The 24,764-nt window shown below is 74.3% G+C and carries 15 protein-coding genes; 9 read left to right on the top strand and 6 right to left on the bottom strand.

The genetic code is table 11. The annotated features are described in order from the left end of the window. The first annotated feature begins 39 nt into the window (after positions 1–39). Both ACLJT4_RS30545 and galE read left to right on the top strand, forming a co-directional pair. Positions 40–1,719, top strand: coding sequence for a glycosyltransferase family 2 protein (locus ACLJT4_RS30545; RefSeq protein ID WP_411127201.1), 1,680 nt, complete (start codon positions 40–42; stop codon positions 1,717–1,719). A 43-nt stretch (positions 1,720–1,762) separates the two neighbouring features. Then, positions 1,763–2,749, top strand: coding sequence for a UDP-glucose 4-epimerase GalE (gene galE / locus ACLJT4_RS30540; RefSeq protein WP_411127199.1), 987 nt, complete (start codon positions 1,763–1,765; stop codon positions 2,747–2,749). Between the two features lie 67 nt (positions 2,750–2,816). On the opposite strand, the gene ACLJT4_RS30535 is transcribed toward galE, so the two are convergent. Then, a complete protein-coding gene (locus tag ACLJT4_RS30535) occupies positions 2,817–4,505 on the bottom strand; it encodes a CocE/NonD family hydrolase (RefSeq protein ID WP_411127197.1) in 1,689 nt (562 codons plus the stop codon). Positions 4,506–4,574: 69 nt separating this feature from the next. On the opposite strand from ACLJT4_RS30535, the gene ACLJT4_RS30530 reads away from it, so the two are divergent. After that, positions 4,575–5,276, top strand: a complete 702-nt coding sequence (locus ACLJT4_RS30530) for a TetR/AcrR family transcriptional regulator (protein WP_411127195.1) — start codon at positions 4,575–4,577, stop codon at positions 5,274–5,276. Between the two features lie 63 nt (positions 5,277–5,339). Here ACLJT4_RS30530 and ACLJT4_RS30525 read toward each other — a convergent pair whose 3' ends face one another. Next, positions 5,340–7,310, bottom strand: a complete 1,971-nt coding sequence (locus ACLJT4_RS30525; protein WP_411127193.1) for a glycosyltransferase family 2 protein — start codon at positions 7,308–7,310, stop codon at positions 5,340–5,342. 147 nt (positions 7,311–7,457) lie between these two features. Here ACLJT4_RS30525 and ACLJT4_RS30520 point away from each other — a divergent pair, with 147 nt between their 5' ends. From ACLJT4_RS30520 to ACLJT4_RS30510, 3 genes are all read left to right on the top strand, one after another. After that, positions 7,458–10,145 (top strand): YfhO family protein, encoded by a 2,688-nt coding sequence (locus ACLJT4_RS30520; RefSeq protein WP_411127191.1) that lies wholly within the window; start codon positions 7,458–7,460, stop codon positions 10,143–10,145. Between the two features lie 84 nt (positions 10,146–10,229). Continuing rightward, complete coding sequence (locus ACLJT4_RS30515) at positions 10,230–11,216, top strand: glycosyltransferase family 2 protein (RefSeq protein ID WP_411127189.1); 987 nt, start codon at positions 10,230–10,232, stop codon at positions 11,214–11,216. Next, positions 11,216–11,680 (top strand): GtrA family protein, encoded by a 465-nt coding sequence (locus ACLJT4_RS30510; RefSeq protein WP_411127186.1) that lies wholly within the window; start codon positions 11,216–11,218, stop codon positions 11,678–11,680. Before ACLJT4_RS30515 ends, ACLJT4_RS30510 begins: the two co-directional genes overlap by 1 nt. On the opposite strand, the gene ACLJT4_RS30505 is transcribed toward ACLJT4_RS30510, so the two are convergent. Next, entirely contained in the window at positions 11,641–13,824 is a 2,184-nt protein-coding gene (locus ACLJT4_RS30505; protein WP_411127184.1) for a PIG-L family deacetylase, read from the bottom strand. The two genes, ACLJT4_RS30510 and ACLJT4_RS30505, sit on opposite strands and share 40 nt — an antisense overlap. Before the next feature lie 333 nt (positions 13,825–14,157). Between ACLJT4_RS30505 and ACLJT4_RS30500 the strand changes: the two genes are divergently transcribed. Then, a complete protein-coding gene (locus ACLJT4_RS30500; RefSeq protein WP_411127182.1) occupies positions 14,158–15,822 on the top strand; it encodes a serine/threonine-protein kinase in 1,665 nt (554 codons plus the stop codon). Between the two features lie 76 nt (positions 15,823–15,898). Here ACLJT4_RS30500 and ACLJT4_RS30495 read toward each other — a convergent pair whose 3' ends face one another. Beyond that, positions 15,899–16,540 (bottom strand): TetR/AcrR family transcriptional regulator, encoded by a 642-nt coding sequence (locus ACLJT4_RS30495; RefSeq protein ID WP_233659378.1) that lies wholly within the window; start codon positions 16,538–16,540, stop codon positions 15,899–15,901. Between the two features lie 163 nt (positions 16,541–16,703). Here ACLJT4_RS30495 and ACLJT4_RS30490 point away from each other — a divergent pair, with 163 nt between their 5' ends. After that, positions 16,704–17,645 carry an ABC transporter permease gene (locus ACLJT4_RS30490; protein WP_411127180.1) on the top strand — a complete coding sequence of 314 codons (942 nt, stop codon included), beginning with the start codon at positions 16,704–16,706 and terminating at the stop codon, positions 17,643–17,645. A gap of 4 nt (positions 17,646–17,649) precedes the next feature. Continuing rightward, a complete protein-coding gene (locus tag ACLJT4_RS30485) occupies positions 17,650–18,453 on the top strand; it encodes an ABC transporter ATP-binding protein (protein ID WP_078487352.1) in 804 nt (267 codons plus the stop codon). A gap of 223 nt (positions 18,454–18,676) precedes the next feature. Here the strand turns inward: ACLJT4_RS30485 and ACLJT4_RS30480 are convergent, their stop codons facing one another. Beyond that, entirely contained in the window at positions 18,677–23,638 is a 4,962-nt protein-coding gene (locus tag ACLJT4_RS30480; RefSeq protein WP_411127178.1) for an NAD-glutamate dehydrogenase, read from the bottom strand. Between the two features lie 424 nt (positions 23,639–24,062). Next, complete coding sequence (locus ACLJT4_RS30475; protein ID WP_411127370.1) at positions 24,063–24,725, bottom strand: HAD family hydrolase; 663 nt, start codon at positions 24,723–24,725, stop codon at positions 24,063–24,065. Between the last annotated feature and the right edge of the window lie 39 nt (positions 24,726–24,764).

Below are 24,764 nucleotides of genomic sequence, written 5' to 3'. Positions count from 1 at the left end.
CACGAGCTGCTGTCGACACGAAATGTAGATTTAGTGACTGTGAATGACGCCCTTGAGTCACAGCCTGGGCCCGCCCCCACGCCCGCCGCGCAGGTCAGCGTCGTCGTCATCGCCTTCAACGATGCCGTGCACGTCGCCGATGCGGTGCGTTCGGCGCTCGCGCAGGGGGACGCGGTCGCCGAGGTGATCGCGGTCGACGACGCCTCCACCGACGGCACCGGCGCCGCCCTGGACGCCCTGGCGCGCAGCGAGCCGCGGTTGCGGGTACTGCACCGCGGCGAGAACAGCGGGGGGTGCGGGTCCCCGCGCAACGACGGGTTGCGGGCCGCCGCCGGCCGGTACGTGATGTTCCTCGACAGCGACGACGTGCTGCCGCCGGGTGCGGTGCCGGCGCTGCTGGCCGCGGCGCTGCGGCACGGGGCGCCGGTCGCCGCGGGCGCCTGCGTCCGCCGGGAGCTGCCGGCCCGCCGTGACGTGCCCTGGCAGCCGGCGCTGTACCGCGAGCCGGCCGTGTACGACACCCCGGAGGCCGCGCCGCAGCTGGTCCGCGACACCCTCTGCGTCAACAAGCTCTACGCCCGGGACTTCCTCACCGGCCACGCCATCACGTTCCCCGAGGGCCGCTACCACTACGAGGACTTCGTCTTCACCGCCCGGGTGCTGGCCGCCGCCCCGAAGATCGCCACGGTGCCCGACACCGTGTACGTCTGGCACGTGCGGCGGGCCGCCGCGAAGCAGTCGATCTCCCTGGACCGCAAGGACGTCGCCAACTGGCGGCAGCGCCTGGAGGCGCACCGCACCGTCCTGCGGATCCTCCGGGACGCCGGACGCAAGGCGCTGGCGCGGGCCGCGGCCACCAAGTTCCTCGACCACGACCTGCGGATGTACGTCCGTGAGCTGCACACCCGCGGCGCGGACTACCGGGCCGAGTGGTGGGAGCTGACCCGCGAGCACCTGGCCGGCTTCGAAGAGGCCGAGGTGGCCGCCGCGCAGGCCCCGGCCCGCTGGCTGGCCCGGGTCGTCCTGGCCTCCCCCGCCCCGTGCGACCTGGACCGGCTGACGCAGCTGGCGGCCCGCCCGGGGCGGCTGCTGCCCCCGTACACGACGGGTCCCGACGGCGCCCCCGTCTGGTCGGCGGAACTGCCCGAGGTGCGGTTGGACGGTCTGGCCGCGGGGGACGCGGTGAACGCCGCGGACGAGGACGTGCCGGGGCTCGACGCGTCCCCCCGCCTGCCGGTGGCGGTGGACGCCGATCCGGTACTGGGCGCCACCCGCGGGCTGCTGCGGCTGCGCGTCCACGACCTGTACGGCCGGCTGGCCGCGGCCGGCCCGGTCAGCGTCGACGTCGCGCTGCACCGTCGGCGCGACGACCGGCCCGGCCCGGTGCACACCGCGACCCTGACCCCCACCGCCGACGGCACGGCCTGGACGGCCACGGTGGCGCTGGACCTGGCGCCGCTGACCGAGCTGCCCGGCTCCCGGCCCGCCGAGCCCGAGCCGTGGGACCTGACGGCCCGGCTGACCTGCACGGACGGCACCGCGATCGGGGTCGGGCTGCGGGCCGTGGGCACCGGTCTGCGGCGGCACGTGCTGCCCAGTCGGCGCCAGCTGGTGCTGTTGGCGCAGCCCTACCCGACCACCGGCGGCGCGCTGGCGCTGCGGGTGGCGTCGGGACCGCGCAGCGTCTGGCGGATCGCCGCCCGACGGCTGCGCCGCTGACCCGCAACCCCTGTCCCTCTGTTCCCTGCCTAGGATTGGCGCTATGTCTTACCTGATCACGGGTGGTGCCGGTTACATCGGCTCCCATGTCGTAAGGGCCCTGCGGCAGGCCGGCGAGACGGTCGTCGTCCTCGACGATCTGACGACGGGCGTCCGCGCCCGGGTCCCCGAGGACGTGCCGCTGGTCGTCGGCTCGACGCTGGACCGCGCGCTGCTCGACACGACCCTCGCCGAGCACGCCATCACCGACGTCGTCCACCTGGCCGCGAAGAAGCAGGTCGGCGAGTCGGTGGAGATGCCGCTGCACTACTACCGAGAGAACGTGCACGGCCTGCAGACGCTGTTGGAGGCGATGGCCGCCGGCGGCGTGCCGCGGTTCGTCTTCTCGTCGTCGGCGGCCGTCTACGGCATGCCGGACGTGGACCTGGTCACCGAGGACACCCCGTGCGTCCCGATCAACCCGTACGGCGAGACCAAGCTCGTCGGCGAGTGGATGGCGCGCGCCGCCGGCAAGGCCCACGGCATCAGCACGGCCTGCCTGCGGTACTTCAACGTGGCCGGTGCCGCGACGCCGGAGCTGGCCGACACCGGCGTCTTCAACATCGTGCCGATGGTCTTCGAGCGGCTGACCCAGGGCGCCGCGCCGCGGATCTTCGGTGACGACTACGACACCCCCGACGGCACCTGCATCCGCGACTACATCCACGTCGCGGACCTCGCCGACGCCCACGTCGCGGCGGCCCGCAGCCTCGCCGAGCCGGGCCCGGTCCGGGACCTGACCCTGAACATCGGCCGGGGCGAAGGCGTGTCGGTCCGCGAGATGGTCGACCTGATCGCGGAGATCACCGGCCATCAGGGGGTCGTCCCCGAGGTCACCCCGCGGCGCGCCGGCGACCCGGCCCGGGTGGTGGCCGCCGCCGACCGCATCACCAAGGAGCTGGGCTGGCAGGCCCGCCACGACGTCCGCGACATGATCACGTCGGCGTGGGCGGGCTGGCAGCACCACCACCCCGAGGCCCGTCAGGGCTGACGGCCGCACGTGTGCCGGCGGGCCGCCCGCTCCCGTTCCCGGGGGTGGGCGGCCCGCCGCGTTGCGCTCAGGGCAGTTCCAGGGCCGAACCCGGGTGCAGGGCGATCCGTACCGGGCCGGCGCCGTGGGCCCCGGGCGGCAGCGCGTAGCGGGGGAACGCGCCGCCGCTGACCTGCAACCGGACCCGGTGTCCTGCGGCGAAGCGGTGCGCCGTGGCGGTCATCGGCACCTCCACCGCCAGCGGTCGTGCCGCCCCGCCGGGGACCCGCACCAGGCCGTCGCAGACGTTCACCGAGCGGCCCCGCGGGTCCACGTCGCACAGGCGCGCGAAGACGTCGAAGGGCCGGTCGGGCGGGGTGCCGTCGGGGCCGGTCGCGGTGATCCGCAGTCGGGCCGCGACCGGGCCGAGGACCTCCGAGGGCGCGGTCAGCTCCGGCCCGGTGAACGTCAGCACGTCCGGCCGGGCCTCCAGGGCCGCGTTGTCGCGGCGCCCGCCGCCCTGGGGCGCCGGCCCGCCGACGGACGGGGTGGGGTCGGCTGGGTCGTGCCGGAACTCCCCCACCGGTGCCGCGTCGCCGGGGGCCCGGCGCCCGAGCCCGCCGCCCGCGGTGAGGTACCGGGGGCCCGCCGCGTCGCCCGGGGGTGGCGGCCAGTCGGGCAGGTCCCGCCACCCGCCCCCGCCGCCGACGTGCACCCGCACCGGCGCGGTCCGCGGCTCGTCCGCCTCCCCGCCCAGCCGTGCCCGCAGCCACGTCAGGCTCTCCGCGAACACCTCCGGCCAGCCCACCTGGAGCGCCGAGGCGTGCGTCCAGGACCCGATGAGCAGCGTCGTCTCGCAGCCCGCCCGGCGCAGCCGCCGGTACTGCTCGATGCTCTGGTCGAGGAAGACGTCCTGCCACCCGCCGACCAGGCACGTGGGCACCGTCGACCGGTCCAGGACCGCGCTCTTCGACGCGGCGCGCCAGTATGGGTCGGTCCCGTCCGTGCGGGTGAACGCCTCGGCCAGCCAGGGGAGTTCGGCCGCGGGGCCGGACGACGTGTACGGCGGTTCCGCCCGGTGTGCCCCGCGCAGCCACCGCCGAAGCCGCAGCGCGGCCCGCAGGAAGGGGCGCCACCCGCGGTGCTGGTACGCCATCCCCATGCTCGACACCAGCGCGTTCTGCAGGTGGAGCGCGCCGCCGCCGTGGAAGTACGGATGGGGGTCGTGGAATCCGATCTGCACCACCATCGCCCGCAGTTCCGGCGGCGGTTCCTCGGCCAGGGCCCACTGCACGTACCCCAGGTAGCTGGGCCCGATCGTGCCCAGCGCCCCGGTGAACCACGGCTGTGCGCGCAGCCAGGCCACCGTGGCGCGGCCGTCCGGCGCCTCGTGCCGCCACGGGTGGAAGTCGCCGCCGGAGCCGCCGGTCCCCCGGCTGCTCTGCACCACCACGTGGAACCCGTGCTCGGCGAAGAGGAGGCCGTACAGCGCCGCCCACGGCACGCCCCGCCCGTAGGGCGAGCGCACCAGCAGCGTCGGGAACCGGCCGGCCTCCGGCGCCAACTCGCCTTCTGCGCATGGGAAGTAATGGTCCGTCAGGAGTGAGACGTCATCGTCGGCCGGCACCGCCAGTCGCGCCTCGTACCCGACGCGGTACGGGCCCGCCGGTACGTTGCGCCACGTCGCGCGCAGCCAGCGCGCGGCCCGTGGCGCCCGCCCCGTCGGCGCGGTCCGCGGCCGTCCCGTCACCGCGCCGCCGCCCTCGGTCTCCGCCATGGTGCCCCTCCCTCACGAAAGCCTATTCTCGTACTGCGTACGAGAATAGCGGATGCTTGGATGGGACGAATGGACCCCCAGGAGCTCTGGCTGACCCCCGACCGCCCCCGGCGCGGACGCCGCCCCGCCTTCAGCCGCGAGGCGGTCACCGCGGCGGCCGTCGAGCTGGCCGACGCCGAAGGGCTGGACGCGGTCACCATGCGGCGGGTCGCCGCGCAGGTCGGCGCGGGCGTCATGTCGCTCTACAGCTACGCCCCCGACAAGGAGACGCTGGTGGACCTCATGGTCGACCGCGTCAACGGCGAACTCCCCGTCACCGGCGCGCTCTTGGGCGACTGGCGCACCGACCTCAAGACCGTCGCCCACCACCAACGCGCCTTGATGCTCCGCCACCCCTGGCTGCCCGCCGCCCTGTCCACCCACCGCAGCCTCGGCCCGCACGCCCTGGCCTTCCTGGAACACGCCCTCGCCGCACTCCGCCCCACCGGCCTCGACGGCGCCGCCAAACTGGAGGTCTTCAGCCTCCTCACCGGCTTCGTCGCCTCGCACGTCAGCCACGAACTCACCCGCGCCACCACCGCGGAATCCCCCGACCGGGCCGCCGCCGAGGTCCGCTACCTCACCACCGTCGCCGCCGACGGCCACCACCCGGAACTCGCCCGGGCCCTCGCCGCCCCCGGCCACCCCCTCACCCCCGAGGCCACCTTCACCCGCTTCCTGGACCGGCTGGTGGACGGCCTGGACGCCGACCCGGAGGCACAGCCCGGATGACACCGCCCCCGAGACACCGCCACGCGGGCTCGCGTGCGGGGCGGGCGTCCGCCCGTCGCCGGGCTACGGCACCCGGAGCGTCAACGGGCCCGTGCCGTCGGCCGATTGGACCGGCAGCTCGCGGCGCAGCCCGCCCGCGGTGAGACGGAGGGCGACCCGCCAGGTGCCCGGCGGGCTGCTGCGCAGGCGGGCGCGGGCGCGGTAGCGGTCGCCGGCGGCGCGTTCGACGGTGGTGCGCAGGGCCACGCAGCGGGTGGCGTCGCGCAGCACGAACTGGAGGCCGGCGTCGACGGGGCAGCCGGGGAGCGTGACGCCGGCGGCGACCGTGGCGCGGCCGGTGCGGGCGCAGGCCGCGGCGCCCCGCAGGTCGGCGCCGAGCGGGCGGCGGGCCCCGTCGTGGTCCAGGTCGAGGTGGAGGTGGCCGTGCGGGGAGGAGAGGAACAGCGCGGCGACGGTGGGACCGGTGGGGCCGTGGCTGACGACCCGCGGGGCGGTGTCGGTGGCCGCCGCACCGCCTTCGGGGACGAGCCAGGCTTCCCGGCGGACGGCGGCGGGAGGCGGGGTGTCGGCGGCGCCCGCGGCGTCCGGCCCCTCGGGCGCCGCGGCGTCCGCGGCGTCGGTCCCGTGCGCCGTGACGGCGATCTTCAGGCCCCAGACGCCGTCCGCCATCGGGGCGCCGTGGACCGCGGTGGCCGGGTCCAGGGCGGCGTGCCAGGCGCCGTCGGGGCCGTACGTGGCGGGGACGCCGACGTGGGCGCCGCTGCGGTGCAAAACCACCTCCACGTGGTCGGCGCCGACGGCCCGCAGCGTGGCGCTGCCGTGGAGGTGCAGGACGCCGCCGACCCACTGGAGGTCGGTGAGGCGCTGCTGCACCCCGATGCGGGAGGTGAGGTCGTACAGGGCGTCCGGCAGCGGGTGGTCCGGGTCGCGGAAGTGCGGGTACGCGGCGTAGGCGCGGCCGTCCTGGAGGTGGGGCGGGCCGGGCGTGCGGCCGGTGTCGGCCCGGACGACGGCGGTCAGTTCCGCGTCGAGGCCGGCGCGCAGGCAGTGGGCGCGGAGGCGGAGGCCGGGCGGCAGGGCGGCGAGCACCCGGTCGGTGAGGTAGCGGTCGACCAGGGGGCGGGCGGCCTCGCGCATCGCGCGGCGACCGGCCTCGTCCCGGGCCAGGTAGGGGGCCGCGAACGGCATGAGTATCTCGCCGTGGAAGTGCCGGACCATGAGCGTGTCGCGGTCGGGGCCGGGCGGGACGCCGGCGGCGACGTCGGCCAGCACGGTGTCGATGTAGGCGAGGTAGGCGGGCCAGTCCATGTCCTGGCGGGAGGCGTTGCTGTCGTCGTCGCGGCCGTGGAGGTAGTAGCAGTCGTAGTCGGCGAGGACCGAGACGGTGTCGGCGCGCAGCAGGGCGGCGATGCCGAAGGGGAGGTCCTCGGCGAGCAGGCGGCCCTCGACGAAGCGCAGCCGGTGGCGCTCGACGAAGGAGCGGCGGAAGAGCTTGTAGGCGGCCAGGCTCCAGTAGACGGGTGAGTCGAAGAGCGAGACGCGGGGGTTGGTGGTGCGCAGGTCCACCGGGGCGCCGCGGCCCTCGGCGCCGACGATCCGGCCGTAGACGACGTCGGAGTCGTGCTCTTCGGCCATCCGGGTGAGGCGGGCCAGCGCCTCGGGGCCGAGGTGGTCGTCGGAGTCGAGGAAGAAGACGTAGTCGCCGGTGGCGCGGTCCAGGCCCACGTTGCGGGGTTTGCCGGCGCCGCCGGAGGGCGGCTGGTGGACGACGGTGAGCTGGGGGTGGGTGGCGGCGGCCGCGTCCAACCAGGCGCCGCTGCCGTCGGTGGAGCCGTCGTCGACGGCGATGACCTCGATGCGGTCCGGGTCGAGGGTCTGGGCGAAGACCGAGCCGAGGCTGCGGTCGAGGTAACGCCGGGTGTTGTGGACCGGCACGATCACGGTGACGGTCGGGGCCGGCCGGCCGGGGGAGGCGGCCTCCTCCGGATGCGCGGAGCGGGTGGGGCTGGTGGGGTGTGTGGGGTTGTCGGACACGGGAACAGTGGCCTCCGTTCCTTTCTGCGGGTCCTCGCCCTACCCCGCCCCCTCCGGGGTAAAACGGACTATCAAGACATCAAGCCATATAAATCGTTCGCTGCCTGTCTGAGCGCGGAGCACCGCGCCGACCTCGGAGGAGCGCCGGTGAGCCCGACACCTTCCGCACCCCAAGAGGGGACCCGGGCCCGCGAGGTTGCCCGCACCCCGCCCGGCGCGACGTGCGCCACACCCGCGGGCCGGACCCGCTGGCGCCGGCCGGCCGGGCCCGGGCTGGCCGCGCTGCTGTCCATGGCGGCGTACTGCCTGGCGCTGGCCGTCCACGGCAGCTACCCCTTCGGGCCGCGCTCCCGTGCCGTCAACGACCTGGGCAACCAGTTCGTGCCCTTCCACGCCCGACTGTGGGACCTGCTGCACGGCACCGCCCACGGGGACCTGTTCGTCAACTGGGGCAGCGGGTACGGCGTGCCGTTCCTGGCCGACTTCGTCACGTACCTGATGAACCCGTTCTCGCTGCTGGTGGGGGCGTTCCCGCGGGCGCTGGTGGACCTGCCGGTGTTCTTGGTGACACTGCTGAGCATCGGGCTGGGCGCGGCGCTGATGACCGTCCTGCTGGGGCGGCTGCGCCCCGGCCCCGGGTGGCTGCGGGCGCTGCTGGCGGTGGGGTACGGGCTGTGCGCCTGGGTGCTGAACGACGGGTTCGCCGATCCGATGTGGATGTGGGGGCTGGTCTCGCTGCCGCTGCTGGGGATCGCCGCGGACTGGTGCCTGCGGCGGGTGCGGTGGGTGGCGGGCACGCTGCTGGTGGCGCTCGCCTGGGCCGGGAACTTCTACACCGCGGCGATGGCGACCCTGGCCACCGGGCTGGTGCTGGTGGTACGGCTGCTGGTGGACGACGCCGTGGCCGCGGGCCCGGGGCGCGGGCGACTGCGGGCCGCGGGGCGCGCGTCGACCATGGCCGCGGCCGGGATCGCGCTGGCCGCGCCGGTGCTGACGGTGACGCTGCGGGCCAGCCGGGCCGCCGAGCCGCCGCCCACCGCGGTGTACCGGGGCGCGCCGCCGCTGCCGGACCTGTTCGCGCAGTTGCTGCCGGGCGGGCACGGGGCGGTGCCGGCGCCCAACGTCTTCGTCGGGGTGCCGGCGCTGCTGCTGGTGGCCGCCTTCCCGTGGGTGCGGGCGGTGCCGCCGCGGGTGCGGATCGCCTGGACGCTGCTCGCGGCGGCCATCGCCATGTCGTTCGTCTGGCGGCCGACGATCCTGCTGTGGCACGGTCTGGCGCTGCCCAACGGGAGCCCGTACCGGGCCTCCTTCGTGCTCAGCGGGGTGCTGGTGATGATCGCCTGGCTGGCACTGGCCCACCGCCCGCGGCCGCGCGAGCTGGCCGCCGGGGCCTCACTGGTCGCGGTGCTGCTGTGGTGCTGCCGGGACCGGGGCGCGGTGGGCGGGCCCACCTGGCTGGTGGTGGTCGGCGGCGGGGCGGTGGTGCTGGCGGCGCTGACCGCCCCGGCCCGGTTGCGGGCGCGGCCCGCGGGGCGGGCGGCCGTCGCCGGGGCGCTGGCCGGTGCGACGGTGCTGACCGCGGCGTACACCGCGCTCTCGGTGGCGACCGTCCGGGACGGCATCGCGTGGTTCTCGCCGAAGCTGACCCTCACCCAAGGGGCGCTGGCCAGCCGGCGGGGGCTGACCGCCCGCGACGACTGGCCGCGTTCGCGCACCGACCCGGGCCCGCACGAGTTCGCCAACAACGATCCGCTGCTGCTGGGCGGCGAGGGCGGCGCGTACTACAGCAGCTACGTGCCGGCGGCGACCGCCCGGGCGCTGCACGGCCTGGGCGCCGGCTGGTACATCCGGGGCCGGCACACGCTCAGCTTCGAGGACCCGGTGGGGCGGGCCCTGATGGCGGTGAGCAGCGCGCAGGTGCCGCCGGTGCCCGGCGGGCCGCGCGGCCGGTACGTCGTGCGGCGCGACCGGGCGGCGCCGCTGGTGACCGTCCGCCGCGGCCCGCTGCCGGGCCCGGGCACCGGCCCGGACACCGTCTTCGCCCGCCAGGAGCGGGTGCTGGGCGCCCCCGGCGCCCCCGTCTACGAGGTGCCGCGGCTGGCGCCCGGCGCGGGGCCGGGCCCGGCCCCGGAGCGGGCGCCCGGCGGCTGGGTGCTTCAGGGGCCGCGGCTGCCCACCGCGCCCCCGGGTGCGGTGGCGCCCCGGGTCGGCGGCACGGTCTTCACCGCCCGGTGCGCCCCGGGCGGCGCGGTGCTCTGGTATGCGCCGTGGTTCGCGGGCGAGGTCACCGGGCCGGGGGCCGTCACCCGGTCGGTGGGCCGGTGGGACGTCACCGCCGCCCCGCTGCGGCCGCTGGGCACCGTACCGGCCGACGGGGTGGTGCGGGTGCGGCTTGCCGGGGAGGGGCACCAGTACGTGCCGGAGCGGGCGGTGGGCTGCCTGCCCGCGGGCCGGCTGGACGCGGCGGTGCGGGCCCTGGAGGGGCCGGTGCGGCTCACCGCGGGCGGTCACGACCTGACGGCGCGGCTGCGCCCGGGGCGCGCCGGGTCGGCGGTGCTCGCCCTGCCGGCGGTGCCCGGGTGGGGCTGTTCGGTGGACGGCGGGCCGCCTCGGGCGCCGGGGGCGTTCGGTGGTCTGCTGGCCGTTCCCCTGGGGCCGGGGGCGACCCGGCTGCACTGCGCGTACGCGCCGCCGGGACTGGCCGCGGGGCTGGTGGCGAGCGGGGCGGGGGTGCTCGCGGTGGGCGCGGTGGCCGGGGCCGTCGCGGTCCGACGGCGGCGGCCGCGGACCGCTCCCCCGACCTGCCCGGCCCACTCCACCCACCTTCCCAAATAGTGCGTTTCCCCCGGGTTTGTAAAACTGCCTTTCAGGGGGCGGCCGCCTCAGCCGTCCCCTGGCCCCCGGCGAAAAGGCCCGCCCATGAAGCTCTCCGTCGTCGTCCCCTGCTACAACGAAGAAGCCGTGATAGGCCGCTTCGACGCACAGCTGCGCACGGTGCTGGACGGCCTCGCGGTCGCCTACGAGCTGTGCTACGTGGACGACGGCAGCCTCGACGGGACCCTGCCCCGACTGCGCGCCCTCGCCCAGCAGCACCCCGGCACCACCCGCTACCTCTCCTTCAGCCGCAACTTCGGCAAGGAACCGGCGATGCTGGCCGGGCTCAAGGCGGCCACCGGCGACGCCGTGATCCTCATGGACGCCGACCTCCAGCACCCACCGGAGCTGGTCGAGAAGATGCTCGACCTCTACCAGCTCGGCCACGACCAGGTCATCGCCCGGCGCAGCCGCGACGGCGACCGGCGGCTGCGCACCATGCTCAGCCGCCTGTACTACCGCGCCGTCAACACCTGGATCGACGTCGAACTGATCGACGGCGCCGGCGACTTCCGCCTGCTGTCCCGCAAGGCGGTGGACGCACTGCTCGCGCTGCCCGAGTACAACCGCTTCTCCAAGGGGCTGTTCTCCTGGATCGGCTTCGACACCGTCAGCTTCGACTACCGCAACGCGGCCCGGGAGGCCGGCGAGACCAAGTGGCGCTTCGGCGCGCTCGTCAACTACGGCATCGACGGGATGATCTCGTTCAACTGCCGTCCACTGCGCGCCGCCATCTACACCGGGCTGAGCCTGGCGTCGCTCGCCGCCCTCTACGCCCTGTGGGTGGTCGGCGCGGCGGTCGTCGGCGGGGTCACCGCGCCCGGCTACGTCACGCTGGTCGCCATCGTCGTGGGGCTGGGCGGCCTCCAGATGGTGATGCTGGGGCTGATCGGCGAGTACATCGGGCGGATCTACTACGAGACCAAACGGCGACCGCACTTCCTGATCAAGGAGAGCGACGGCGCCGCCCCGGCCCCGGTGCGCGCGCCCGCCTCCTCCGGGACCACCGCCGTCGGCCAGCGGCCCCGCTGATGCCCGGGCCGCTCGCGGCGCTCCCCTGGGGGCAGGTGGCCCGGTTCACGGTGGTCGGCGGCGTCAACACCGCCACGTTCTACGCCTGTTACCTGCCGCTGCACCGCCTGCTGCCGTACTTCGCCGCCTACACCGCGGGCTTCGTCCTCAGCCTCGTCGGGTCGTTCTTCCTCAACACCTACTTCACCTACCGCACCCGCCCCACCTGGAAGAAGTTCCTGCTCTTCCCGCTGACCCAGGTCACCAACTACGCGGTGCAGAGCGCCGGTCTGGTGGCGCTGGTGAGCTGGTGGGGGATGAACAGCGTGGCCGCGCCGCTGGCCGCGGCGCTGCTGGCGCTGCCGGTCACCTTCGTCGTCTCCCGGCGGATCCTGCGGCCGCCGGCCCGCCGCGGCGACGGCCCCGACCAGGGCGGCCAGCCCGATCAGGCCGAGCCGCCGGTGCGCTCAGGCCGGCCGGCCTGAGCCCGCCAGGCCAAAAACGGCGCGGTCTGTCCGGCCTTCGCCTGCCTGGCCGCGTACAGCAGGCCGTCGTTGCCGAGGGCGACGAGCACCGCCCGGCCGGCCGCGTCGGGCACCACACCGGCCGCCGCCGAATGCGCCAACCGGCACCGCTGCCAGGGCTTGGGCGCGGCCTGCGCCATCGCCACCCGGACGTCTCCGGCGTCGTCCCGGGCGGCCAGCACCATCCGGTCTCCGCTGCCGGTCGGCGCCAGCGCCACCCGCCCGTAGCCGCCGGCGCGTTCGCACTGCGCGGCGACCCGCCAGCTGCCGATCGCCTTCTGCCGCTCGGCGATCAGCACCCGCGCGGTCTCCGACTGCCGGTAGGCGATCCGCACCACGCCGCCGGCCAGGGGCGCGATACTGACCGGCCCGCCCGGCTCCGGCAGCCCGGTGGCGGCACCCGGCCGGGGCGTCTGGCCGGGCTCCTTGGACACCCAGTGCTGCACCGTGCGGACGCTGGGCGCGACCAGGTGGATGAGCCCCTCGGAGTCCACGCAGGCGTCGATCCCGTCGACGATCTGCGGGGACGCCCTGAGGGTGCCGACGCCGGCCGGCCCCTCCAACACGTCCCAGGGCGACCACTGCCCGCCGTGCGGCCCGCTGCGGTGACCGATCCCGCCGTCCCAGGTCCGCACGAAGACGTGCACCGTGCCGTCCGGGGCGGCCACCGCGGCCGGGAAGCCGATCTCCAGCGACCGGACCGGGTCCCGCTCCGGGGAGCCCAGCGACTCCCACTCCCCGAAGGCGGGCACCCCGTCGCGGCCGGGTCCGGTCTGGCGCGCGGTGACCACCTCGCGGTGGTGGTCGACGTCGGGCCCGGGCAGCACGGTCCGGGACCCGAACAGCTGGAGGGTGCCGTCCGGGTGACGCACCGCGTGCAGCTGCCCCTGGAGCAGCTGCCCGCCGAGCCCGGTCGGTGCGCCGAACCGCCCGCTGCCCACGCCGGTCTCCGCCCAGCCGTACGCGGCCCCGCCCAGCACCGCGAACGCGGTCAGCCGGCCGTCCGCGGCCGGCCGCACCCAGGCGTTGGAGCCGGGCGCGCGCAGCCGGGTGCTGCGGGTCCAGTTGCGCGGGCTTCCGTTGAGGGCGGAGCCGCCGACCTTGCGGTCGCCGCAGCCCGCCGGGTCGGCGCAGCGGCGGTGGTCGGCCCAGCCGTAGACGTTCAGCGTCCCGGCCTTGCGGCGGGCCGTGGACAGGTCGAGGTCGTTGGGGAGCACGCCGAGTTCGTAGCCGAGGTAGTTCTCCACGATGGCCGGGGCGGGGCGGCCGTGCCCCCAGTAGCGGGCCAGCGCCGCCTGGGTGAAGTGGGCGGAGGCGGTGTGGTCCTGGTGGTCGAAGTAGCGCAGGCCGGCCAACCGGGGGTCGGGGGTGGCCAACGATCGCTTGCCGGAGTGCACCGCGTTGGGGTCCAGGGTGCGCACGACGGTGGGCCGGACCCAGTCCAGGACCGCCGTCAGGGTGTCGGTGACCTGGTCGCGGGTGTAACGGAACTGCCGCTGGACGGGGCTGCCCTCGGGGCGCAGCGTGGGGATCGAGTCGGCCACCCCGAGCCAGAGGCCGCGCAGACTGGTGGCGCGCGGCTGGTAGACCGCGCGGGCCTCGACCAGCTCCAGGAAGACCAGCTGGTGCTGGGGGGCGGCGCGCAGCGTCTGGACCTCCACCTGGAAGCCGCGGAGCAGGGTGCGGGCCTCGGCGTCCCAGGCGCTCTCGCGGTCCCCGGTGGCCATCTGGGCGTGCGCGGCGAGCAGCCCGTTGACCCGGGCCCGGGCGAACGCCGGCCGGTTCGGGATCGTCCGGCGGTACAGCGCGCTGCCCCGGGGGGCGTTCCGGCCGTCGGACTCGCCGCCCGTCAGACAGACCGTGACGGTGCGCGCACCGCTGCGGATGGCCTGCTCCAGACCCGGGTTCATGAAGAACAGACCGTCGTCGGGGTGCGCGATGACGTGCAGGAACACCTGCTCGTCCGGTTCCTCGGCGGACTCCTGCTCACGGGCCGGCGCCGCCGGGCGGGTGGTGTCGGGGGACAGCCAGGCCCATACGCCGGCCCCGGCCGTGGCCGCGAGGACGGCACCGCCGGTGGCCTGGAGCAGCCGGCGGCGCGACATCGACGGTCCTGGGGGTCCTGACCGGGGCACCTCCCCAGTATTTGCGGGCCCCGGCGATCCCGCGCGCCCGCAGGCCCGGCCCGGCCCGTTCCCGCCCGGCCGGGCGCCCGCCGGCCGCGGACGGCAACCCCGCAGGATGGCCGTTCGGGTGAAGGCGCGTCAGCCGGCCGGCACCGGCGGACTTCCGGCGGGACGGACGGAGTTGACGGACCGGGCCGTCCCCCGGACGGGTGTACGGATAGCATCCCCCGGTAGTTCTCTACCGGGGGGTGGCTCCACATCAGCACGCACGACGACGTCTTCACGCCCCTGCGACCCGACGATCCGCGGGAGGTGGCCGGCTACCGGCTGTTGGCGCGGCTCGGCGAGGGCGGCATGGGCTCGGTGTACCTCACCCGCACCCGCGGCAACCAGCCCGCCGCGCTGAAGGTCATCCGCCGGGAGTTCGGCCGGGACCCGGACTTCCGCAACCGCTTCGAGCAGGAGGTCCGGGCCGCCCGGCGGGTGCAGGGCTACCACGTCGTGCCGGTCCTCGACCACGACACCAGCGGCGAACTTCCCTGGTTGGCAACGGCGTTCGTGCCCGGACTGCCGCTCGACGAGGCGCTGCGGGACGGCCCGCTGCCGCTGCCGGCGGTCTTCCAGCTGGTCGGGGCGGTGGCCGGCGCGCTGGGCTCGGTGCACGCCGCCGGGGTCGTCCACCGCGACCTCAAGCCGAGCAACGTCCTGCTCGGCCCGCAGGGCCCCTACGTCATCGACTTCGGGATCGCCAGGGCCGCCGACGCCACCCAGCTCACCCGCAGCGGCGGCTTCATCGGCACCCCGCAGTACATGTCCCCCGAGCACGCCGGCGGCGAGCAGGTCACGCCGGCCGCCGACGTGTTCTCGCTGGGCCTGATCGCGGCGGTCGCGGCCACCGGCCGGCACCCGTACGGGGACGGCGCGGCGATCACCGTCGCCGCCCGGATCGCCAACACCGCACAGGCCGCCCCGGACCTCGGCGCCTACCCGGACGCGCTGCGCCCGCTGCTCGTCCGCTGCCTGGCCGCCGACCCCCGACAGCGGCCGGAGCCGGCCGAGTTGGCGGAGCTGTGCCAGGCGGCTTCCGGGCGCGGGCCGCGGGACTTCGACGAGTGGCTGCCGGCGGCCCTGGCCGCCGAGATCGCCCGGCGGGGGCGCGCCGCCGGGGAACTGCCCGAGCCGCCGCCGGCCGCCGCCCCGCCGCCGCCCGGCTACACCCCGACCCAGGGCCCGCCCGGCTACACCCCCACCCGGGGGACGGGGCCGCACGCCGACCCGACCCAGGGAGCCACCGGGCCGGCGCCCGGCGGCCTGCACGCCATGCCGACCGTCGGCCCCGGCGCGCCCGCGCCCGTCCCGCGCCGCCGCCCCGCACTGCGGGTCGCGCTCGGCGCGGTGGCGCTGGCCGCGGTGGTCGCGATCACCTGGTCGGTGGCGCGCGGCAGCGGCAGCAGCACCGACAACCGGGTCGCGGGCGGGTCGGGCGGGCCCACCGCCTCGCCCACGCACCACGGGGGCGGCTCCGGCGGCCCGTCCCCCACTCCGGACCCGAACGCCGGCTACCGGGTGGTCTTCAAGGACCGCCCGTTCGCGCTGCGGGCGCCCTCCGCCGCCGGCTTCAACTACATCGACCTCGACGTCCCCAAGGCCGTGCCCGGCGCACAGATCGACGAGTCCCCGTACGAGATCACCTACAACGGGGTGTCCGGCATCGGCCTGGAGTTCCACACGCCCATGGGCCGCAGCACCGGCCGGACCGCCCAGGCGTGCCTGGACGGCTCGCACTCCGACGTCCTGCCCGACCAGGTGCGCCGCGAGGAACTGGACAAGGGCCGGACGATCCACGTCGGCACCCTGCTGTGCACGGAGACCACGGACGGCAATCTGGCGATGATCGAGATCACCGGCATGACCCCGAACCGCGAGAGCGAGATGCCGAACTTCGCAACCAAGGTGACGCTCTGGGAGAAGAGCTGACGAGCCAGCGAAGGCCCGGGCGCGGGGCGGCGGGCGGCGCGGATCCCGTACGGTCCGCGCCCGGCCCGCCGGGCCACTAGTCGGCGCCCAGCGCCGCCGTCACCGATCCCGCCAGCGCGTCCAGGTAGCCGGCGGGCACCTCGTCGCGGACCACCAGCAGCCGCCAGTACAGCGGCCCGGTCAGCAGGTCGAGCGCCAGTTGGGGATCCACGTCCGGCGGCAGTTCGCCGCGCTCCACCGCCCGGGCCACCACCGCCGCGGCCACGCCCTGCTGACTGTCGTGCAGCGCGGTCTTCAGCGCCGCGGCCAGCTCCGGGCTGCGCGCCGCCTCGGCCAGCAGGTCCGGGATGATCTGCGAGGCCATCGGGTGCCGCAGCGCACGGGCCGCGACCTCCAGCACCGTGCGGACGTCGCCGCGCAGCGACCCGGTGTCGGGGGCCGGCAGCCCCGCCGCGGCGACCGCCGCGACCACGTCCAGGACCAGGTGCAGTTTGGAGCGCCAGCGCCGGTAGACGGCGGTCTTGCCGACCCCGGCCCGCCGGGCGATGCCCTCGATGGACATCCGCGCGAAGCCGACGGCGGCCAGTTCCTCGAAGACCGCCGCGCGGATCGCGGCGGTCTTGTCCTCCCGTAGCACGGCGGCGCCGGCCGGGGCCCGGCGCGTCCCGGCCGCCGCCGGACCGCTCCCGTTCTCGGTGCCATCCCCATCTTTTGCCATGCCTTGATCCTAGCGTCACGACGCTACGGTTGCGTTTCGACGTGGACCCGCCCTACTGTCGACGTCGCGACGATACGGCCCCGTTCCGTCGTCGCAACGGACTCCGACGTCCTCCCCCTGACCGGACTCTGACGTCCCCCGTACGCAAGCGAAAGCGGCCTCCATGCCCCAGACCCTGGCTCCCCCGGCCCCCGCCCCCGACCCGACCGACGTCCGGCCGTCCGGCAGCGCACCCGACCCGGAGCTGCGCGCCCTGGCCGAACGCCACGGGCTCACGGTGAGCGGCGCCCGCCCCTCGCTGGTCGAGTACACCCGCCAGCTGTGGCACCGGCGGCACTTCATCACCTCGTTCGCCACCGCCAAGCTCACCGCGATGTACACCACCGCCAAGCTCGGCCAGCTGTGGCAGGTGATCACTCCGCTGCTCAACGCCGGCGTCTACTACTTGATCTTCGGTGTGCTGATCGGCACCCGGAAGGGCGTCCCGGACTACATCCCGTACCTGGTGACCGGCGTCTTCGTCTTCACCTTCCTGCAGAACTCGGTGATGACCGGCACCCGGGCGATCTCCGGCAACCTCGGCCTGGTGCGCGCCCTGCACTTCCCGCGCGCCTGCCTGCCGATCTCGTTCTGCCTGGCCCAGCTCCAGCAGCTGCTGTACTCCATGGCCGTGCTGGTGATCATCCTGTTGGCCTTCGGGCAGGTGCCGACCTGGTCCTGGCTGCTGGTCTTCCCGGCGCTGACGCTGCAGTTCGTCTTCAACACCGGCCTGGCGATGGTCATGGCCCGACTCGGCAGCAAGACGCCGGACCTGGCGCAGCTGATGCCCTTCATCATGCGGACCTGGATGTACGCGTCCGGCGTGATGTTCAGCATCAGTCTGATCACCCAGGGCAAGCACCTGCCGAAGGTCGTGCTGGTGCTGCTGAACGGCAACCCCGCCGCGGTCTACATCGACCTGATGCGCTTCGCCCTGATCGACAGCTTCACCGCGCACCAGCTCCCGCCGCACGTGTGGGCGTTCGCGGCCGGCTGGGCCCTGGTGGCCGGCTTCGCCGGCTACGTGTACTTCTGGAAGGCCGAGGAGCAGTACGGACGTGGCTGAGGACATGACGGAACACCACGACGGCCGCCGCCCGGCGGTGGCGGCCGAGCACCGCGCCCCCACCGTGATCGCGGACGACCTGCACATCGTCTACCGCGTCTACGGCACCGGCGCCGGCAAGGGCAGCGCCACCGCGGCGCTCAACCGCATCATCCGACGCGGGCCCGCCACCAACGTGCGCGAGGTGCACGCCGTCAAGGGCGTCTCCTTCACCGCCCGCAAGGGCGAGTCGATCGGCCTGATCGGCTCGAACGGCTCCGGCAAGTCGACGCTCCTCCAGGCGATCGCCGGCCTGCTGCCCGCCGAACGCGGCAAGGTCTACACCCACGGCCAGCCCTCGCTGCTGGGCGTCAACGCGGCCCTGATGAACGACCTGACCGGCGAGAAGAACGTCCTCCTGGGCGGCCTGGCGATGGGCATGTCCCGCGAGCAGGTCCACGAGCGCTACGACGGCATCGTCGACTTCTCCGGCATCAACGAGAAGGGCGACTTCATCTCGCTGCCGATGCGCACGTACTCGTCCGGCATGGCGGCCCGCCTGCGGTTCTCCATCGCGGCGGCCAAGGACCACGACGTGCTGCTGATCGACGAGGCGCTGGCCACCGGCGACCGCGCGTTCCAGAAGCGCTCCGAGGCCCGCATCCGCGAACTCCGCGAGGAAGCCGGCACCGTCTTCCTCGTCAGCCACAACAACAACTCCATCCGCGACACCTGCGACCGCGTCCTGTGGCTGGAGCGGGGCGTCCTGCGGATGGACGGCCCCACGGACGAAGTCCTGGAAGCCTACGAGGACTTCACCCAGGGCTAGCCAGCCCCCCCACGCACCCCCGTCGAGCGCCGGACGACTCTTTCGTCCGGCGCTCGCGGCATGCCGCGAGCGCCCGGCACCGTCTGCCGGGCCGCCCGGGGGTGCGCACCGACGCCGCCCGCGCGCCGCACGGGCCCCCTACGCACGAGCGCCGGACGGGCCTCACCAGCCCGTCCGGCGCTCGGGGCGACGGGGCGGCGCCGCAGCGCCGCCCCCGCCCGGTTCAGCTGTGCGTGCGCAGCAACGTGCGCATGGTCCGCATGGCCACCGAGAGGTTCGCCAGGTCGAAGCCCTCCGACCCGTGGATCTCCTCCAGCGTGGCCCGCGCCCGCGTCAGGATCGCCGCGTTCGTCTCCTCCCACGCGGTGAACCGCTCCTGCGGCGACGCGGTCCCGTCGCCCACCGCCAGCACGTCGGAGGTGAGCGCGGCGTGCGCCGCGAAGAGGTCCTCACGGATGGAGGCACGGGCCATCGACTGCCAGCGGTCGTTGCGCGGCAGCTCCAGGATCCGGTCCAGCAGCTGGTTGATCCGCAGCCGGTCGCCCAGGTCGTAGTAGACCTCCGCGACGGCCAGCGGCTCCTTGCCCGTCCGGTCCGCGATGGCGACGATGTCCAGCGCCGGGAAGACCGACGAGAAGCCGGACACCTGGACGGCGAGCTGCTCGGGCACCCCGGCGTCGGTCAGCTCCTCCAGGATCGTCTGGTACCACTCCAGGTCACTGCCCTGGAGCAGCTTCGGCAGCTCCGCCCAGACCTGCGCCACCCGCTCCGAGAAGAAGTCGATCGTCCCGGACAGCTCCAGCGGCTGGCGGCGGTTGTTGAGCAGCCAGCGGGTGCCGCGCTCGACCAGCCGGCGCGAGTGCAGCCGGATCCGGGTCTGCACGTCGGCCGCCACGACGTTGTCGAGCGCCTCGACGTCGTCCCAGACCTGGTTGAGCCGGAAGATCGCACGGGCCGCGGTGTGCGCCCGGACGACCTCTTCCAGCGACGCGCCGGTCTCCTCCCGCATGCGGTGCAGGAAGCTCGTACCGCCGGTGTTGACGGTGTCGTTGACCAGCACCGTGGTGACGATCTCGCGGCTCAGCGCGTGCCCGTCGACCTGGCCGGTGAACTTCTCCCGCAGCGCGGTCGGGAAGTAGGCGTGCAGCAGGCGCTGGAGGTAGGGGTCGTCCGGCAGCCCCGTGTGGATCAGCTCGTCGGCCACCGTGATCTTGGTGTAGGCGAGCAGGACCGCGGTCTCCGGCTGGGTCAGACCGCGCCCGGCGCTCAGCCGCTCCCGGATCTGCCGGTCGGTGGGCAGGAACTCCAGGGCCCGGTCCAGGTGCCCGTCGCGCACCAGGCGGCGCATGAAGCGCTGCTGGGCGTGGAGCATGCTGGAGGACTGGGCGAGGGCCAGCGCCAGCGCGGTGTTCTGCGCGTAGTTGTTGCGCAGCACCAGCGAGCCGACCTCGTCGGTCATCTGGGCCAGCAGCTTGTTGCGCTGCTTGACCGTCATGTCGCCGTCGGAGACGACGGAGTTGAGCAGGATCTTGATGTTGACCTCGTGGTCGGAGGTGTCCACGCCGGCGCTGTTGTCGATCGCGTCGGTGTTGATCTTCCCGCCGGCCGTGGCGAACTCGATCCGGCCCAGCTGGGTCAGGCCCAGGTTGCCGCCCTCGCCGACGACCTTGACCCGCAGGTCCTCGCCGTTGACCCGGATCGCGTCGTTGGACTTGTCGCCGACGTCGGTGTGCGTCTCCGTCGACGCCTTCACGTAGGTGCCGATGCCGCCGTTCCACAGCAGGTCCACCGGGGCCTTGAGGATGGCCTGCATCAGGTCGGCGGGCGTCATCTTCTTCACGCCGGCCTCAAGGCCCAGCGCGGCCCGCACCTGGGCGTTGATCGGGATGGACTTGGCCGACCGCGGGTGGATGCCGCCGCCCTGCGACAGCAGGGCGGTGTCGTAGTCCGCCCACGAGGAGCGCGGCAGCTCGAACAGCCGGCGGCGCTCGGCGTACGAGGTCGCCGCGTCCGGCTTGGGGTCGAGGAAGATGTGCCGGTGGTCGAAGGCGGCGACCAGCCGGATGTGCTCGCTGAGCAGCATGCCGTTGCCGAAGACGTCACCGGACATGTCGCCGACGCCGACGACGGTGAAGTCCTGGGTCTGGGTGTCGTGGCCCAGCTCGCGGAAGTGCCGCTTGACCGACTCCCAGGCGCCGCGGGCGGTGATGCCCATGCCCTTGTGGTCGTAGCCGGCGCTGCCGCCGGAGGCGAAGGCGTCGCCCAGCCAGAAGCCGTAGGACTCGGCGACCTCGTTGGCGATGTCGGAGAACGTCGCGGTGCCCTTGTCGGCGGCGACCACGAGGTAGGTGTCGTCCTCGTCGTGCCGGACGACGTCCTGGGGCGGGACGACCTCGCCGGCGACGAGGTTGTCGGTGATGTCCAGCAGACCCGAGATGAAGGTCTTGTAGCAGGCGATGCCCTCGGCCAGCCACGCGTCGCGGTCCGCCGCCGGGTCCGGCAGCTGCTTGCCGACGAAGCCGCCCTTGGCGCCGACCGGCACGATGACGGTGTTCTTGACCATCTGCGCCTTGACCAGGCCGAGGATCTCCGTGCGGAAGTCCTCCCGCCGGTCCGACCAGCGCAGACCGCCGCGGGCGACCTTGCCGAACCGCAGGTGGACACCCTCGACGCGGGGCGAGTACACCCAGATCTCGTACGCCGGGCGGGGCGCCGGCAGATCGGGGATGGCCTGCGGGTCCAGCTTGATGGACAGGTAGGAGTGCGGCCGGCCCTGGCCGTCCCGCTGGTAGTGGTTGGTGCGCAGGGTCGCCTTGATGACGGTGAGGAAGGAGCGCAGGATGCGGTCCTCGTCGAGGGAGGCGACCTGGTCCAGGGCGCCGTCCAGCTCCTCCAGCAGCCCGTCGATCAGCTCGGTGCCGGCGCTCTGCCGCTCCGGCGACATCCGCGCCTCGAAGAGCGAGACCAGCAGCCGGGTGGTGTGGACGTTGTTGGAGAGGGTGTCCTCCATGTACGTCTGGCTGAACGTCGAGCCGGCCTGCCGCAGGTACTTGGCGTACGCGCGCAGCACCATCGCCTGGCGCCAGTCGAGCCCGGCCCGCAGCACCAGCTGGTTGAAGTCGTCGCTCTCGGCGGCGCCCGTCCACACCGCGGTGAACGCCTCCTGGAAGCGCTCGCGGGCGTCGTCGCCGGAGAGGTGCTCGGGCATCCGCAGGCCGAAGTCGTAGATCCAGGCGAGGGGGGCGTCGGCGCAGCGCAGCTCGTGCGGGCGCTCGTCGACGACCTCGACGCCGAGGCGGTTCAGGCCCGGCAGCACCTTCGACAGCGAGACCGGCTCGCCCCGACGGTAGATCTTGAAGCGGCGCTCGCCGGGGCCGGCGTTGACCGGCTCGTAGAGGCTGACCGCGATGTCGTGGCCGGGCTCGCCGGTGAGCTTCTCCAGGTGCTGGAGGTCGGCGACCGCGCTGCGCGGGTTGTTGTCGGCCTTGTAGCCCTCGGGGAAGGCGTGGGCGTAACGGCGCAGCAGCTCGGCGGCGCGCTCCTCGCCGACCTCGGCGGTCAGCGCCTCGACGAAACCGTCGGCCCAGGAGCGCGCGGCCTCCACCAGCCGGGCCTCGACGCGGTCCACGTCCGCGTCGGTGAGCTCGGACAGGGCGGTGCCGGGCTCGACCCGGATGAGGAAGTGCAGCCGGGACAGGACCGACTCGGTGTTCCAGGCGGTGAAGTCGACGCTGGTGCCGCCCAGCTCCTCCTTGAGGATGTCGATCAGCCGCAGGCGCACGGCGGTGGTGTAGCGGTCGCGCGGGAGGTAGACGAGGGCGGAGTAGTAGCGGCCGTACTCGTCCTGGCGGAGGTAGAGCCGCAGGCGCCGGCGCTCTTGGAGGTAGAGCACGCTGGTGGCGATGGACCGCAGCTGGTCGGCCGGGATCTGGAACAGCTCGTCGCGCGGGTAGGTCTCCAGGATCTGGAGCAGGTCGCGGCCGTCGTGGCTGTTCGGGGTGAAGCCGGCGCCCTCCAGGACCTCGGCGACCTTGCGGCGGATCACCGGCACCCGGCGGACGGACTCGGTGTACGCGGCCGAGGAGAACAGGCCCAGGAAGCGGCGCTCCCCGATGACGTTGCCCGCCTTGTCGAACTTCTTCACCCCGACGTAGTCGAGGTAGGAGGGCCGGTGGACGGTGGCGCGGCTGTTGGCCTTGGTGAGGATCAGCAGCTTGTGCTCGCGGGCCTTGGCGCGGGCGTCCGCCGGCAGCCGGTTGAACGACGGCGAGACGGGGTGGCCGGCGTCGCTCTCGCGGTGCGCCGGGTCGGAGCGCAGGATGCCCAGGCCGGTGCCGGGGACGGCGGTGAGGACGTCCTCGTCCGTGCCGTCCTCGCAGGGCGCGGAGGCCAGCTCGTACTCGCGGTAGCCGAGGAAGGTGAAGTGGTCGTCGGAGAGCCAGCGCAGCAGCTCCCGGGCCTCCTCGACCTCCTCCGCGCGGATGTCGTCGGCGATCGGCTCGGCCGGCAGCTCGTCCGCGATCCGCAGGGCGGTGGAACGCATCTTGTCCCAGTCCTCGACGGCCTCGCGGGCGTCGGAGAGCACCCGCAGCAGATCGGCGGTGATCTGCTTGAGGTCGTCCTTGTCGGTCTCCCGGTCGATCTCGACGTGGATCCAGGACTCGACGACCGCGTCGTGCGGCAGCTCGGTGGCCTTGCGACCGCCGCCGGCGCCGTGCACCTCGCCGTTGACGTCGAGGATCTCGATCAGCTTGCCGGTGACGTCCCGGCGGACGAGCAGCTGCGGGTGGATCACGACGTGGATGCCGCGCCCCTGCCGCGAGAGCTCGTTGGTGACCGAGTCGACCAGGAAGGGCATGTCGTCGGTGACGACCTCGACGACGGAGTGGCTGCTCGTCCAGCCGTTCTCCTCGACGGTCGGGGTGTGCACCCGCACATTCGCGGTGCCCTGCGGCCGCTGCTCGGCGAGACGGTAGTGGGAAAGCGCAGCACCGAAGACGTCGACCGGGTCGCGGTCGGCGAGGTCCTCGGGGGCGGTGTGCAGGTAGTAGCGCTGGAGGTATCCCGCAAGGGTGTCCGGGTCCAGCCCGCGAGCCGGGGGCTTGCTCCCGGCCGGGCTGCTCTCACCTACCCGGGTGGCCCTCGCGAGCAGCTCGTTCTTGGCTTCGTCCAGCTTGGTCTGCATGTCCTCTGGCTCCTGTCGCGCGCCGTTGCGTGACGTTGTGGCAAAACGTGGGAAGGGCTGTGGAAGCCGCACAACGCCAGCACGACGCGGGGTGTCCTGTCGCTGTCGACGCTATGCCGCGGTGGGGGAAGGCCGAGCCGCCGTCGACGAGTTTTGACGAAGTCGACATGGATTGGCGGCCGCAACGATCAGCAGTCGCCCGGTCACGGTGGTGTCCCGGGCGCTCGGCGGGGGCCTTGCCGCCCCCGCGGACTATCGCGCTGATCACGGTGCAAGGCTATCTCTCCCGGCAACTGCCCCGTTATGCGCCGTGCACGTAAAACCACACCCTTAACTTGGCCCTTCTGGACAATGGGGCGCCGGGGTGGCGTATGTAGCGCGAACGGCCTGTGGGGCCGTCCCGGAGAATCGGGACCGGCCGGCCCTACGCCGCGATCTCCTCCGCGACCTGCACGGCCTCGGTGAGACTGTCCACCACCGGCACTCCGGCGGCCGTCAGACTGCCGCGGCTGTGCGAACCGCCGGTGTAGAGGACCGCGCGGGCCCCCGCGTCACGGGCGGCCACCGCATCGTCGACGGCGTCCCCGATCACCACCGTACGCCCCGGATCGACGCGCCCCAGTGCCGCCAGGTGACGGACCATCTGCGCGCTCTTCGAACCCCCGGACGGTCCCGTGCGGCCCTCGACCCGGACGAAGCGCGAGGCGATGCCCAGGTCGCGGACCAGGGGTATCAGCTCGTCGTGGCCGAACATGCTGAGGATCGACTGGCTCCGCCCGGCCGCCTGCCAGGACGCGAGCAGCGTCTCGGCGCCCTCGGCGAGGCCGCAGCCCGCCCGGTGCTCGGTGTAGTACCGGTGGAAGGTGGCGTCCATCACCAGCCACTCGGCCTCGGTCGGCAGCCGCCCCATCAGCCGCTCGTAGAACCGCGGCACCGGCACGCAGTACAGCTCGCGATACCGCTCCAGCGTGATCGGCTCCAGGCCGATCTCCGCGAAGGCGGAGTTGGTCGCCGCGATCACGGCGTCGATGTCGTGGAACAGGGTGCCGTTCCAGTCCCACACGATGTGTGCGGTGGGCTTCGCCATGCCGTCCCCCCGGTCCTTCGCCCGCGCGGTTGCCATGGA

The organism is Streptomyces sp. x-19, assembly GCF_046549115.1.
GTDB classification, from domain to species: Bacteria; Actinomycetota; Actinomycetes; order Streptomycetales; family Streptomycetaceae; genus Streptomyces; species Streptomyces albulus_C.
Note: the sequence above shows the minus strand (reverse complement) of the source record. Positions and strands in the feature narration are given on the sequence as shown.